This window comes from Cupriavidus alkaliphilus (assembly GCF_900094595.1).
Classification (GTDB): Bacteria; Pseudomonadota; Gammaproteobacteria; order Burkholderiales; family Burkholderiaceae; genus Cupriavidus; species Cupriavidus alkaliphilus.
The window spans coordinates 56,257-69,561 of record NZ_FMAD01000018.1; the positions used below are offsets into that span (position 1 = coordinate 56,257).

General features: G+C 69.8%; 15 protein-coding genes. 5 read left to right on the forward strand and 10 right to left on the reverse strand.

Annotated elements, in window-relative coordinates:
* Positions 1-67: 67 nt before the first annotated feature.
* Positions 68-1,036, reverse strand: a complete 969-nt coding sequence (locus GA0116996_RS26800; RefSeq protein WP_092317816.1) for a M48 family metallopeptidase — start codon at positions 1,034-1,036, stop codon at positions 68-70.
* A 98-nt stretch (positions 1,037-1,134) separates the two neighbouring features.
* On the opposite strand from GA0116996_RS26800, the gene GA0116996_RS26805 reads away from it, so the two are divergent.
* On the forward strand, positions 1,135-2,394 hold the full coding sequence (locus GA0116996_RS26805) for a muropeptide transporter (protein WP_092317819.1): 1,260 nt from the start codon (positions 1,135-1,137) through the stop codon (positions 2,392-2,394).
* Positions 2,395-2,404: 10 nt separating this feature from the next.
* On the opposite strand, the gene GA0116996_RS26810 is transcribed toward GA0116996_RS26805, so the two are convergent.
* Complete coding sequence (locus GA0116996_RS26810; protein ID WP_092317822.1) at positions 2,405-3,253, reverse strand: acyl-CoA thioesterase; 849 nt, start codon at positions 3,251-3,253, stop codon at positions 2,405-2,407.
* Positions 3,254-3,376: 123 nt separating this feature from the next.
* Positions 3,377-4,264 carry a DMT family transporter gene (locus tag GA0116996_RS26815; protein WP_092317825.1) on the reverse strand — a complete coding sequence of 296 codons (888 nt, stop codon included), beginning with the start codon at positions 4,262-4,264 and terminating at the stop codon, positions 3,377-3,379.
* 111 nt (positions 4,265-4,375) lie between these two features.
* On the opposite strand from GA0116996_RS26815, the gene GA0116996_RS26820 reads away from it, so the two are divergent.
* Positions 4,376-5,290, forward strand: coding sequence for a LysR family transcriptional regulator (locus tag GA0116996_RS26820; protein WP_092317828.1), 915 nt, complete (start codon positions 4,376-4,378; stop codon positions 5,288-5,290).
* A gap of 23 nt (positions 5,291-5,313) precedes the next feature.
* On the opposite strand, the gene GA0116996_RS26825 is transcribed toward GA0116996_RS26820, so the two are convergent.
* Positions 5,314-5,901, reverse strand: coding sequence for a TetR/AcrR family transcriptional regulator (locus GA0116996_RS26825; RefSeq protein ID WP_092317831.1), 588 nt, complete (start codon positions 5,899-5,901; stop codon positions 5,314-5,316).
* Positions 5,902-5,965: 64 nt separating this feature from the next.
* On the opposite strand from GA0116996_RS26825, the gene GA0116996_RS26830 reads away from it, so the two are divergent.
* Entirely contained in the window at positions 5,966-6,394 is a 429-nt protein-coding gene (locus tag GA0116996_RS26830; RefSeq protein WP_092317834.1) for a VOC family protein, read from the forward strand.
* A 31-nt stretch (positions 6,395-6,425) separates the two neighbouring features.
* Here the strand turns inward: GA0116996_RS26830 and metW are convergent, their stop codons facing one another.
* The 5 genes from metW to argB form a co-directional block, all read right to left on the reverse strand.
* Positions 6,426-7,037 carry a methionine biosynthesis protein MetW gene (gene metW / locus GA0116996_RS26835; RefSeq protein WP_092317838.1) on the reverse strand — a complete coding sequence of 204 codons (612 nt, stop codon included), beginning with the start codon at positions 7,035-7,037 and terminating at the stop codon, positions 6,426-6,428.
* Complete coding sequence (gene metX, locus GA0116996_RS26840) at positions 7,034-8,215, reverse strand: homoserine O-succinyltransferase MetX (protein ID WP_092317841.1); 1,182 nt, start codon at positions 8,213-8,215, stop codon at positions 7,034-7,036. Before metX ends, metW begins: the two co-directional genes overlap by 4 nt.
* 275 nt (positions 8,216-8,490) lie before the next feature.
* Positions 8,491-9,153, reverse strand: a complete 663-nt coding sequence (gene slmA / locus GA0116996_RS26845; RefSeq protein ID WP_092317843.1) for a nucleoid occlusion factor SlmA — start codon at positions 9,151-9,153, stop codon at positions 8,491-8,493.
* Complete coding sequence (locus GA0116996_RS26850) at positions 9,150-10,100, reverse strand: pyrimidine 5'-nucleotidase (RefSeq protein WP_092317845.1); 951 nt, start codon at positions 10,098-10,100, stop codon at positions 9,150-9,152. The genes slmA and GA0116996_RS26850 overlap by 4 nt, the downstream gene beginning before the upstream one ends.
* A 72-nt stretch (positions 10,101-10,172) precedes the next feature.
* Positions 10,173-11,090 carry an acetylglutamate kinase gene (gene argB / locus GA0116996_RS26855; protein WP_039008462.1) on the reverse strand — a complete coding sequence of 306 codons (918 nt, stop codon included), beginning with the start codon at positions 11,088-11,090 and terminating at the stop codon, positions 10,173-10,175.
* 393 nt (positions 11,091-11,483) lie between these two features.
* Here argB and GA0116996_RS26860 point away from each other — a divergent pair, with 393 nt between their 5' ends.
* Positions 11,484-11,738, forward strand: a complete 255-nt coding sequence (locus GA0116996_RS26860; RefSeq protein ID WP_092317847.1) for a cysteine-rich CWC family protein — start codon at positions 11,484-11,486, stop codon at positions 11,736-11,738.
* Here the strand turns inward: GA0116996_RS26860 and GA0116996_RS26865 are convergent.
* Positions 11,687-12,241: a DMT family transporter gene (locus GA0116996_RS26865; protein ID WP_092317902.1), complete on the reverse strand. Its 555-nt coding sequence runs from the start codon at positions 12,239-12,241 to the stop codon at positions 11,687-11,689. The two genes, GA0116996_RS26860 and GA0116996_RS26865, sit on opposite strands and share 52 nt — an antisense overlap.
* A 93-nt stretch (positions 12,242-12,334) precedes the next feature.
* On the opposite strand from GA0116996_RS26865, the gene GA0116996_RS26870 reads away from it, so the two are divergent.
* On the forward strand, positions 12,335-13,270 hold the full coding sequence (locus GA0116996_RS26870) for a LysR family transcriptional regulator (protein ID WP_092317850.1): 936 nt from the start codon (positions 12,335-12,337) through the stop codon (positions 13,268-13,270).
* Positions 13,271-13,305 lie beyond the last annotated feature (35 nt).

Genomic DNA, 13,305 nt, shown 5'->3' on the forward strand with positions numbered 1-13,305 from the left:
TCCCGGCGCCGGTTTCAAGCCATCAGGGCGATGCCCCCGAAGGCGGCGCGGGGTGCCAAAACGCCGTTCAGCGCTTCAGCGGCTTTTGCCGGTCCTCGTCGCCGGCATCCACTGGCGCATCGCCCAGCCCCGCCATATTGGGGCGGTAAGGCGGCAGCTTGTCGACCGTGGTATGGATCGCGCGCGCGTACAGCGGCAGCACCTCGGGCAGATGCTTCTCCAGGTCGGCGATGCGGCTGCGCCCGGACGGATGGGTCGACAGGAACTCGGCCCCGGACTGCGAGACCTTGCCCATCTTCTGCCACAGCGACACCGCCGCGCGCGGGTCGTAGCCGGCGCGCGCGGCCACGTCCATGCCGATCAGGTCCGCCTCGGACTCGTCCGAGCGTGAGAAGCGCAGCGTGAGCAGGTGCGCGCCCGTGCCCAACGCCATATTGCCGAGGTTGCCGAAGCCGAACAGCTGCGAGATCACGTTGGCGCCCAGGTTGGTGATCTCGGACTTGGCGGCGCGCTCGCGCGCATGCTCCTGCAGCGCGTGGGCGATCTCGTGCCCCATCACCATGGCGACTTCGTCGTCGGTCAGCTTGAGCTGGTCGAGCAGCCCGGTATAGACGGCGATCTTGCCGCCCGGCATGCAGAAGGCGTTGACCTGCTTCGAGCCGATCAGGTTGATCTCCCACTGCCATTGGCGCGCTCGCTCATTCCACCGTGCGGTCTGCGGCAGCAGCCGCTTGCCGATGGCGCGCAGGCGCACCAGCTGCGGGTGGTTGTCGGGCGCGAGGGCGCGCTTGGCGATGGCCTCCTGCTTGAGCTGATCGTACTCCTGCAGCGCCTGCTGCTCGATCACCTCGGCCGGCACGATGTTGCGCACCGCCGAGCCGCCGGGGTTCAGCCGGATACCGCCGGCACTGCCGTCCTGCGGCTGCGCCGGCGCCGGCGCGCTCCAGCCGAGCGGCAGCACGACCGCGGCCAGCGCCAGCGCACGGGCCAGCCGCAGTCGGGAGGGACCTTGAACACCTTGCAGGCGGCGACGCATGGACGATTCCTTGGGCGCAATCGGAGAGTGGCAAACAGGTGGTGCAATAATACACGGCGCCCGCGCAGCCGCGCGGGCGGCACACGGCCGCCCCATCCATGAATTTCCAGACCTATCTCGATATCTTCCGCAACCGCCGCATCGGCGCCATGCTGATGCTGGGCTTCGCCTCCGGCCTGCCGCTGGCGCTGACCTCCGGCACCCTGCAGGCGTGGATGACGGTCGAAGGGCTGGATATCAAGACCATCGGCTTTTTCTCGCTGGTGGGCCAGGCCTATATCTTCAAGTTCCTGTGGGCGCCGCTGATGGACCGCTACACGCCGCCGCTGATGGGGCGCCGGCGCGGCTGGCTGCTGGTGACGCAGGTGGGGCTGGTGCTGGGCATCGCCGGCATGGCGTTCTGCCCGCCGCAGCAGGCGCTGTGGATGCTGGCGGCGCTGGCCACGCTGGTGGCGTTCCTGTCGGCCTCGCAGGACATCGTCTTCGACGCCTACAGTACCGACGTGCTGCGCCCGGCCGAGCGCGGCGCCGGCGCCGCGGTCAAGGTGCTGGGCTACCGGCTGGCGATGCTGGTCTCGGGCGGCCTGGCGCTGTGGCTGGCGGACCGCGTGCTGGGCTGGCAGCAGACCTACCTGCTGATGGCGGCGCTGATGGGCGTGGGCATCCTGACGCTGCTGTGGGCGCCGGAACCCGATGTGCCCGCGCGCGCGCCGCGCTCGCTGGAAGAGGCGGTGGTGGGCCCGCTGCGCGACTTCTTCGCGCGCCCGGGCGCGTGGTGGCTATTGCTGCTGATCGTGCTGTACAAGCTTGGCGACGCCTTCGCCGGCAGCTTGTCGACCACCTTCCTGATCCGCGGCGCGGGCTTCTCGGCGGGCGAGGTCGGCATCGTCAACAAGACCCTGGGGCTGGCCGCCACCATCCTAGGCGCGCTGTTCGGCGGCACGCTGATGGTGCGGCTGGGCCTGTACCGCTCGCTGATGCTGTTCGGCGTGCTGCAGGCCGTGTCCAACCTGGGCTACTGGATCCTGGCGGTAACCCCGCCGCACCTGTGGACCATGGGCGCGACCATCGCGGTCGAGAACCTGTGCGGCGGCATGGGCACGGCGGCCTTCGTCGCGCTGCTGATGACGCTGTGCAACCGCTCGTTCTCGGCCACGCAGTACGCGCTGCTGTCGGCGCTGGCGTCGGTGGGCCGGGTCTACGTGGGGCCCACGTCGGGCTATATGGTCGAGGCCTGGGGCTGGGCGCCGTTCTATCTCGGCACCGTGGCGGTGGCGCTGCCCGGCGTGATGCTGCTCTGGGCGATGCGCCACACCGTGCACCGCTACGAGGCCCAGGCGCGCGAAGCGGTGGCCTGAGCGGCCTGACTTATTCCTTGTAGTAGACGATCTGGTGCGAGCTGGCGATCAGCTCGCCCGCGGCGCTCCACAGCTGCGCGCGCTGGTCGAAGAAGCCCTGCCGGAACACCTGCGCCTGCGCGCTGGCCAGCACATGGCTGTGGCCCAGCGCGGCCAGCGTGGCCGCATCGGCATGGAAGTACGTGGTCATCGACACCGTGCCGGCCGGCACGAAGCCCGCGCGCTTGAGGAAGATGCGCGGGTAGAAGCTGTCGGCCCACGCCGCCACCGCGGCGAAGTCCGGCGTGCGCGCCGGCGCGTCGCGCAGCCAGAACTGGGTCAGGCTGTCCGGGTGTTCGGTGCCGGCCTCGGCGATGGGCTTGGCGCCGCGCACCGGCCGCATGTCGTAGGCCTTGAGCCAGCGCACCGGCGCAAACCCGCCCATGGCCGGCAGCGCGTCGGCGGCCGGCACCTCCGGCATCACCGCTTCGCCGCAGGCCCAGGTGTCGCGCCGCACCGCGAACATCGCGGTGGCGGTGGTGGCCACGGCATCGCCCTGGCGCAGTTCCAGGGTCCAGTGCTGGGTCGAGCGGTTGGTGCGGACCGGACGCGCCTCGATCTCGAACGGCCCCTCGGCAATGGGGCCGGCAAAGTTGACGGTCAGCGAGACCGGTTCGCCCAGGCGCTGCGGGTGGTCCATCGCCGCCTGCAGCAGCGTGGCGGCCGTGATGCCGCCAAACGGGCCGATCATGTTCCAGTACGCCGGCGTGGTGCGGCCCTGGAAACGGTGCTCGCCGGCCGGCACCAGCGCCAGCGCGTCGTCGAAGGGATGGAGCTGGCTGGCGGCAGCGGCGGCGTGGATCTGGGGCGCAGTGGACATGGCGGAAGCAGGCTGGGTCTCGTTGGAATAGAACGATCGTTCGCTAGCTGCCTACACTAACCGTAGTCAGCATTCCGGTCAAGCGCAGCCGTGTGCCCGGCCGCGCCCGACCACACCCTCGCGTCATCCCGGCGCCCGCCGCCGCAACGGCACCGTCCAGCCGAGCTGGTTGGCAACCACGCCCAGCAGCACCAGCGCCATGCCGGCCACCTGCAGCGGCCCCAGCACCACCCCGAACACCATCACGTCGATGACGATCGCCACCAGCGGGTAGATAAACGACAGCGTGGCGATCGACACCACTGACAGCCGCTGGAAGGCGCCATACAGCAGCGTGTACATCACGCCGGTATGCACCAGCCCGAGCGCCAGCAGCGCGGCCCAGGTGGCGCCGCCATAGCTGCCCGCCGCCGGATGCGCCAGCGGCGCCAGCATCAGCACGCCCAGCACCATCTGCAGCCCGGCGATCTGTCCCGGCGGGATCGCCTGCAGCCGCCGCGTGGCCAGCGTCGTCACGGCGTACAGCAGTGCCGCCAGCAGGCCCAGGCCGATGCCGGCCAGCATCGACGCGCCGCCGGCGCCGGGCTCCAGCCCGGTGATCAGCATGACGCCGGCAAAGGCCAGCAACAGCCATGGCAGCCGCGCGAACGGGAACGGCTCGCGCTGCAGCACCGATGTCAGCAGCAGCAGGAAGAACGGCTGGGTGTGGTAGACCACCGTGGCGATGGCAATGCCGCTGTACGCGTACGCCGAGAACAGCGCCAGCCAGTTGAGCACCAGCGTGACGCCGCCCAGCACCAGCCAGCCGGCCTGGGCGCGGGACATCCGCACCCAGCCGCGCTGCAAGGTCAGCACGCCCAGCAGCGCGGCGCCGCCGAACAGGCAGCGGAAGAACACCACATCCAGCGGCGGCTGGCCGCTGGTCACCACGAACCAGCCGATGGTGCCCGACAGCACCATGGCGGCGGCCATGCGCCAGGTGCCACCCGGCCGGGATTGTTGCGAAGGCATGAGGAACTCCGGTTTAACCAATGGCCGCATTGTTCCACTCGTCACGGAAGTCAACAATGTGGCGGTAACTCAATTAGTATTTGACGACAGGTCAAAGACAGGAGATACGGCATGCTGGATGCGCCACTCAATGCGATGGCGGTGTTTGCGCGCGTGGTCGAGTGCGGCAGCTTCTCGGCTGCCGCTCAGGATCTTGGCATGACGCCGTCGGCGGTCAGCCGCCATGTCTCCCGGCTCGAGGCCCGGCTTGGCGCGAGCCTGCTGCAGCGGACCACGCGCGCGTTCGCGCTGACCGAGCTGGGCCAGTCGGTCTACGCCGCCTGCGCGCGCATGAGCGCCGCCGCGCGCGAGGTCACCGCGCTCGCCGGCGAACACGGCTGCGCGCCGCACGGCGTGCTGCGCGTGAGCGCGCCGGTGTCGTTCGGGCAAGCCTGGCTGGCGCCGCGGCTGCCGCCGTTGCTGGCGAAATACCCGGGGCTGGACCTGCAGCTGACGCTGGCCGACCGCATGGTCGACCTGGTCGAAGAGGGCCTCGACGTGGCCGTGCGCATCGCGCGCGAACTGGCCCCCGGCCTGGCGGCGCGCCCGCTGCGCGAGGTGCGCTACCGGCTGGTGGCCTCGCCCGGCTATCTGGCGCGCCATGGCGCGCCGCCCACACCGGCCGAGCTGCCGGCCGCGCGCTGCCTGTACCTCGGCTACGGCAACTTCGGCGAGCGCTGGACGCTGCGCCACCACGCCGGCGGCGACAGGGTGGAGGTCCGCATCCCGCCGCGCCTGACCCTGAACAACAGCCTGGCGATCATGAGCATGGTGGAGCGCGATGCCGGCATCGGGCTGGTGCCGGATTTCTCGCTGGGCGACGCGCTGGAGCGGGGCCGGGTCGTCACCGTGCTGGGCGACTGGGACATCCTCGAACCCTACATCGGCACGGCGTACGCGGTGTACACGCCGACGCGGCACGTGCCGCCCAAGGTGCGGGCCTTTGTCGACCACCTGGCTGCCAGCGCCGGCGACGCGCCGCGTTGAGGATTCGTTGGGGGTGGCCGGGCTTAGCGCCCGCCCTGGCCGAGTACCCGCTGCAGCAGCCACAGCATCGCGTCGCGCACGCGGCCGGCATCGGCGCCGGCCTCGATCTCCAGCGCGGCGCGGTCGAAGGCCGCCGACAGCAGCGGCGCCACGCCGCCGGCCGCCACGCCCGCCGCCTCCAGCCCCTCGCGCAAGGTGCGGGCCGCGTTGGCCTCGTCGAGGGCCAGCATCTCGCGCAATCCCAGCACCGCCGGCCCCTCCACCAGCAGCAGGCGGGTACGTCCGGGCACCGTCATCGCCTGCAGATAGGCTTGCGCCCCGCCGAGCAGCGCCTCGGCAGGATCCCGCCCCGGCGGCGTGGCGGCTTCGATATCGGCGGCGACAGCCGCGGCTTCCGCGGCCAGCACGTGGCGGAACAGGTCGCGCTTGTCGGCGAAATGGTGGTACAGCGCGCCGCGCGTGATGCCGGCGGCGGCGCAGACGTCAGGCGTCGAGGTCTCGGCGTAGCCGCGGCTGACGAACAGGGCGCGGGCGGCATCCGCCAGGGCCTGGCGCGTGGCTTCGGTACGTTCACGGTTGGTGCGGGCCACGTTCGGGTTCCTTGCAAACATACAGCCTGTATCTTAATATCGATTTACATACAGTCTGCATGTATTTTTTGACCAGGAGCCCCGCATGAAAGTCACCAGCTATTACCCGGTCATCATGACCGCCGACGTGGCCGGGACGGCCGCGTTCTACCAGCAGCATTTCGGTTTCACGGCCTTGTTCGCCAGCGACTGGTACGTCCACCTGCAGCTGGCGGGCGAACCGTCGGTCAACCTCGCCGTGCTCGACGGCAGCCACCAGACCATACCCGCGCCGGCCCGCGGCCAGCGCGCGCAGGGACTGCTGCTGAATTTCGAGGTGGAGGACCCGGATGCCGTCCATGAGCGCCTGCGCGCGGCCGGGCTGCCGATCCTGCAGCCGCTGCGCGACGAGGCCTTCGGCCAGCGGCATTTCATCACCGCCGATCCCAACGGCGTGCTGATCGACATCATCAAGCCGATCCCGCCGTCGGCGGAGTTCGCGGCGCAATACCAGGCCGGCGCGCTGCCGGGCTAGGCGCTCGCCCCGCTCACTCCGCTCACCCGGCTCAGGCGGCGCAGACCCGGTACACCGCCAGGCTGCCGCGCCAGTTGACGCCCCAGTTGACGGTCACGCCTTCGTGCATCACGACGCGGTCGATCACGCGCAGGCCAACCTTGGGGGCAAGCGCTTCGAAGTCGCTGATGGTCAGCACGCGCACGTTGGGGGTGTTGTACCACTGGTAAGGCAGCGATTCCGACACCGGCATGCGGCCGCGGAACACCGACAGCCGGTGCGGCCAGTAGCCGAAGTTCGGGAACGAGACGATGCACTCGCGCCCCACCCGCAGCGTGTCGCGCAGCACCTGCGCGGTGTTGTGGATGGTCTGCAGCGTCTGCGACAGGATCACCGTGTCGAAGCTCTTGTCCTCGAACAGCGCCAGCCCGCCTTCCAGGTTCTGCTGGATGACATGCACGCCCTTCTGCGCGCAGGCCAGCACGCCTTCGTCGCGGATCTCGATGCCGTAGGCCTGCACCTCGAGCTCGTCCTGCAGCACGCGCAGCAGGCTGCCGTCGCCGCAGCCGAGGTCGAGCACGGTGGAATTGGGTTCGACCCAGCGCGCAATGGCGCGGAAGTCGGGGCGCAGCGCCAGGATATTGGGATTGGCCAGGGCATTCATGCGCCGATCTCCTGCGCGATGCGGTCGTAGTAGGCGCGCATCAGGTTGTGATAGCGCGGGTCGTCGAGCAGGAAGGCGTCGTGGCCGTGCGGCGCATCGATCTCGGCGTACGAGACCGGGCGCTTGTTGTCCAGCAGCGCCTTGACCAGCTCGCGGCTGCGGCTGGGCGCGAAACGCCAGTCGGTGCCGAAGCTGGCCACCAGGAAGCTGGCCTTGGTCTGCGCCATCGCCCGCGTCAGGTCGCCGCCGTGGGCCAGCGCGGGATCGAAGTAGTCGAGCGCACGCGTGATCAGCAGGTAGGTGTTGGCGTCGAAGTACTCGGCGAACTTGTCGCCCTGGTAGCGCAGGTAGCTTTCCACCTGGAACTCGACGTCGAACGAGAAGCGGATGTCCTCGCTCTTGAGCTCGCGGCCGAATTTCTCGGCCATGTCCTCGTCCGACAGGTAGGTGATATGGCCGATCATGCGCGCCACGCGCAGGCCGCGCTTGGGCTTGACCCCGTGCGCGTAGTAGTTGCCGCCGTGGAAGTCCGGGTCCGACAGGATCGCGCTGCGCGCCACTTCGTTGAAGGCGATGTTCTGCGCCGACAGCTTGGGCGTGGAGGCGATCACGATGCAGTGGCGCAGGCGCTCCGGGTACATCAGGCTCCATGCCACCGCCTGCATGCCGCCCAGGCTGCCGCCCATCACCGCGGCAAACTGCGTGATGCCGAAGGCGTCGGCCACGCGCGCCTGCGCATTGACCCAGTCTTCCACCGTGACCACCGGAAAGGCCGCGCCATAAGGTGCGCCGGTGGCCGGGTTCAGGCTCATTGGCCCGGTCGAGCCGAAGCACGAGCCCAGGTTGTTGACGCCGATGACGAAGAAGCGGTTGGTATCGAGCGGCTTGCCGGGACCGACCATGTTGTCCCACCAGCCCACGTCGCGCCGGTCTTCGGCATAGACGCCGGCGACATGGTGCGAGGCGTTGAGCGCGTGGCAGACCAGCACGGCGTTGGAGCGCTCCGCGTTGAGCGTGCCGTAGGTCTCGACCATCAGGTCGTAGCCGGCGATGGACGAGCCGTTGCGCAGCTTCAGCGGCTCGGCAAAGTGCATGCGCTGCGGCGCGACCACGCCGACCGAATCCGGCGGCAGGTCGAACGCGGCAGGCGCGGCGGTCGGCAGGGCGACATCAGTCATGGAATCCGGCCCGTGGCGAACGGGCATAAAAAAACCCGACCGGCATTTGCGTATCAAGCGTCGCAGCCAAGTCGGGATTCGCTGGATTCCTTGCGGGATTCCGCGTGCCGGCGCCATCCACTGCCGTGGTGGCATGGGGCGCCGACCCAACCTCTTTAGCCGCATTTATAGTGGCAAGCCATCGGACCCTGTCCTTGGCTGCCGCGCGCCCGCAAGCCAGTCATCAAATCGGCGCGACCGGGCAATTATAGAGCAATCGGCACGGCAGGTTGCATTCAGCCCAGCAGCACGCGCAGATGCGCCTCGGCATGGTCCGACGGCGACTTGCGGAAACCGCTCTTGGCATAGCGGTGCCACTGGCCCTGCACCGCCGCCATGATCAGCGCGGCGCGCGCGGGAATATCGGCATCCGCCGGAAACGCGGCCTGGGTCACCGCCACCTTCAGGCACTGGCGCAGCGAAGCCTCGATGCGGTCCACCACCTGGTTGATGCGCTCCTGCAACCGTTCGTGCTCGCCCACCAGGGCCTCGCCGGTCAGCACGCGCGTCATGCCGGGGTTCTTTTCCGCGAACGACAGCAGCATGCGCACGATCGCGTGCGCCTGGCGCAGGCCGTGCTCTTCCTTGTCGGTGATCTGGTTGATCAGGCCGAACACGGTCTGCTCGATAAAGCCGATCAGCCCCTCGTACATCTGCGCCTTGCTGGCGAAATGCCGGTACAGCGCGGCCTCGGACACGCTCAGGCGCGCGGCCAGCGCGGCGGTGGTGATCTTCTCCCCGCGCGGGTGCTCCAGCATGGTGGCCAGCGTCTGCAGGATCTGCACGCGGCGCTCGCCGGGGCGCGGACGCTTGCGCGCCGGCAGCGCCGGCTGCAGGTCGGCGTCCTGCGCGCTGCCCGTGATGACCGCCTCTGGTTCGCGCCCGTTGCTTTGCGTCATGACCCGGTTCTCCGCATTCGTCGTTGGAGTTGATGCATCGATTGTACTTTTATGTCCACATAGGCCGGCCGGTTCGGCACGCGCGCGCGCACCCGCGGCACGTTGCCGGGCTGCGCCTGCGGCGCCTGGGTCTCGGCGGCCACCAGCGTTACCGAGCGCTCCTGCACCGCGTGGCCGGCATGGCGGCGGTCCTCGGCCTGCAGCGTCGAGCGCACCGCGGCGTCGCGGCGGCTGCCGTCGTCATGTGCGGCGGCGGGCGCGGCGGGCACCACGTGGGGGCGCGAAGGCGCGACCGTGCGCAGGTAGCCGGTCACCCACGCGGTGCGGATGCCGGTGCCGGCATAGCGCTTGAGATGCGACACGGTGTCTTCCACCAGCACCGCGCGATGCGGCGCGATGCGCGCCTGCGCCAGCAGCCGGCGCAGCATGCGGCGGTCCGGCTTGGGCCGCAGGTGGCCGTGCACCCACATCTGCTCGATCGCCACCACGCGCTCGAAGCAGTGCCGGATGCCCGCGATTTCCAGCACCGCGCGCGCATAGTCCTGCGGTGCGTTGGTGACCAGGATCTTGCGCCCGGGCAGGCGCCGCAGGTGCGCGGCCAGTCCGCGCCGTACCCGCACCATCTCGGCCAGCGCCGGGAATTCATGCGCGGCGCGCAGGAAATCCGCCGGGTCGACGCCGTGGTGGCGAATCATGCCGAGCAGCGTAGCGCCGTAGCGCTGCCAGTAGTCCACGCGCACGCGGCTGGCGGTGGCCTCGTCGCAGCCGAGCACGCGCGCCACGTAGGCGGTCATCAGCCGGTTGATCGCCGGGAAGATCGCGTGCGAGGCGTCGTGCAGCGTATTGTCGAGATCGAACAGCCAGACCGTGCCGCCCGAGGTATCGCCCGCGGGACGGCGGCGGAGGCGAGCGCGGACACGGCGCGGTGAGGGAAGACTGGAAGGCACGCCGGGCAGCTCGGAGGGTGGTGGGATATGCCGCAGCGGCCGGCCGGGGCCGGCGCCGCTGCGGGGGTCCGCTCAGTGCGAGCGGATCATGGTGCCGAAGGCCTGCTCGGTCAGGATTTCCAGCAGCAGCGAATGCTCGATGCGGCCGTCGATGATGTGCACCGAATGCACGCCGCTCTTGGCCGCGTCCAGCGCCGACGAAATCTTCGGCAGCATGCCGCCCGAGATGGTGCCGTCGGCGAACAGCTCCTCGATCTCGCGCGCGGACAGGTCGGTCAGCAGGTTGCCCTTCTTGTCCATCACGCCCGGGATATTGGTCATCATCACCAGCTTCTCGGCCTTGAGGATCTCGGCCATCTTGCCGGCGACCACGTCGGCGTTGATGTTGTAGGCCTGGCCGTCGTCGGAGAAACCGATCGGCGAGATCACCGGGATAAAGGCGTCGTCCTGCAGCGCCTTGACCACCGCCGGGTTGATCGCCTCGATATCGCCGACGTAGCCGATGTCGATGAACGCGCCCGGGTTTTCGCGGTCGGGCATCTGCAGGCGCTTGGCGCGGATCAGGCCGCCGTCCTTGCCGGTCAGGCCCACGGCCTGGCCGCCGTACTGGTTGATCAGCATCACGATGTCCTGCTGGACTTCACCGCCCAGCACCCACTCGACCACTTCCATGGTCTCTTCGTCGGTGACGCGCATGCCCTGCACGAAGGTGCCGACCTTGCCGACCTTCTTCAGCGCCTCGTCGATCTGCGGTCCGCCGCCGTGCACCACCACCGGGTTCATGCCGACCAGCTTCAGCAGGATCACGTCGCGCGCGAAGCCGTGCTTGAGCTTCTCTTCGGTCATGGCATTGCCGCCGTACTTGACCACGATGGTCTTGCCGTGGAACTTGCGGATATACGGCAGGGCCTCGGCGAGGATCTCGGCCTTCAGTGCGGGAGCGATGGCGGCCACCGCGGTCGCGGCAGGCCCAGGGTTGTCGGCGTTCATGGGGGACATCCGTGAGTATCAACAGGTATGATGGCTAAGCCGCTGCGTCCCCGGGGGGAAGCCCGACGGATCGCCCCCGGGGATCGCCCGAAAGTGCGCCATCCGGCCACGGCAGGCGCCGATTTTACAAGAAACCGCGCGGGGCGAAAGCGCGCCGGCCCAACGGGGCGCGGCGAACCGGCCGCAAGCGGCCTGCGGGGCACCGGCGCGTTCCGTCCATGCAACAGGCGCGCCGCGTTCTCGGCTCGCTTCCTTGCCCGCTTCCCGGCCGCCTCTCAGCGATTTGGCCGGTGCCGCGGCGCAGTGTTCCCGAATCCTTGCCATCATGTCCGCCGTCATCCGCCGCTCGCCTGACCGAAATCTGTCCATCCCGCCAGCACCGCGGAGGCAGCCATGAGCGACGCCACCGCGGTGCTGACCGGGCAGTTGCGTCCGGTCGAACATTGCAGCCGCTGCGGCGCCGGCTTCGTCTGCGGCTACGTGGCGGGACTGCCCGAGTGCTGGTGCGCCAGCCAGCCGCTGCTGCCGGCGCGGCAGATCGTGCCGGGCCAGCACTGCCTGTGTCCGGCCTGCCTGGCGGCCCGGCGACAGGCGGGTCAGGCGCCGGATTCCACCCCCGATTCCGGGCCCGATCCGGCGGTCGGCTGACGCGCCGGCCCGGCTGCCGCCCCGCTGTCCCACTGCATCGCCAGCATCCCGGCCACGATCAGTGCGGCCCCGGCCACACGCGCCGGCGTCAGCGCGCGCACCGCAAACCCGGCCAGGCCGAACTGGTCCACCAGCAGTGCCGCCAGCACCTGCCCGGCCACCACCGCCGCGATAAAGCCGGCGGCGCCCAGCCGGGGCGCCATGATCAGCGCGGCCGAGATATAGAACACCCCCAGCACCCCGCCGCTCCACAGCCAGGCCGGCGCCTGGGCCAGTGCCGCCGGCGACGGCAGCGGCACCCGCATCAGCCACAGCACCGGCAGCAGGGCCACCAGGCTGACCAGCAGCGACACCAGCGTCGCCGACAGCGGATGGCCGAGCATGCGCCCGAGCGTGGCGTTGGCCCCGGCCTGGAACGGGATCGCGGCACCGGCCAGCACGGCGGTGCCAAGCGGCAGCCAGAGCGATGACGGGATCGAAAACGACAGCTGGGTGCCTGACATGGCGCGCTCCATAGGGCAAGATGCGATGCCAGCAGTTTGAAATATCGCTTTGCGAATTTCCAATTCTGCTTTCGTACGTTTAATATTCGCCGAATGAATAGCCTACGCGGAATCGACCTCAACCTGCTGGTGGTGCTGGAAGCGCTGCTGGCGGAGCGCCATATCTCCCGCGCCGCGCTGCGGCTGCACCTGAGCCAGCCGGCGGTCAGCCATGCGCTCGGGCGCCTGCGGCAACTGCTCGATGATCCGATCCTGGTGCGCGGCAAGGGCGGTCTGGTGCTGAGCGCGCGCGCGCACGAGCTGTCGGGGCCGCTGGCCGAGGCGCTGGCGCAGGTGCGCATCCTGCTGGGGCCGAGCGGCTTCCAGCCGGCGACCGCGCGGCGCAGCTTCCGGCTGGCGATGTCCGACTACGGCGCGCTGGTGGTGCTGCCGCGACTGCTGCGCGCGGTGCGCAAGGCCGCGCCCAATATCGACCTGGTGGTGTCGCAGGCCAGCCGCGAAGGCATGACCGCGCAGGTGTCCGATGGCGAGATCGACATGGCGCTGGGGGTGTTCAGCCACCAGCCCGAAGGCGTGCAGTCGGCCGAGCTGTTCCGCGAAAGCTATGCCTGCGCGGTCGATGCCGCCACCGTGCGCGATACCGGCCGGCTCGACCAGGTGGCCTACCTGGCGCGCTCGCACGTGCTGGTCGCCACGCACAGCGAACGCATGGATGCCATCGACACGGCCGTGGCCAAACTGGGGGGGCGGCGCAAGATCGCCTGCGTGGTGCCGCACTGGAGCGTGGCGCCGGCGCTGATCGCCGGGACCAACCTGGTGCTGACCACCGCCCGGCGCAGCCTGGCAGCGCTCGAGGACGACCCGCGCTACGCCGTGTTCGCGCCGCCGTTCGCGCTCGACGACTTCACCTTCAGCATGATCTGGCACCAGCGCACCGAGGCCGATCCCGCCCACGCCTGGCTGCGCGAGCGCGTGCTGGCGGCGGCGTCGAGCCCGGAGTCGGACGAGCCGATCAGCCTGCGCGGCTGAGGGCGCGGAGCCGGCCGCCCCGCCGCGTCAGTTGT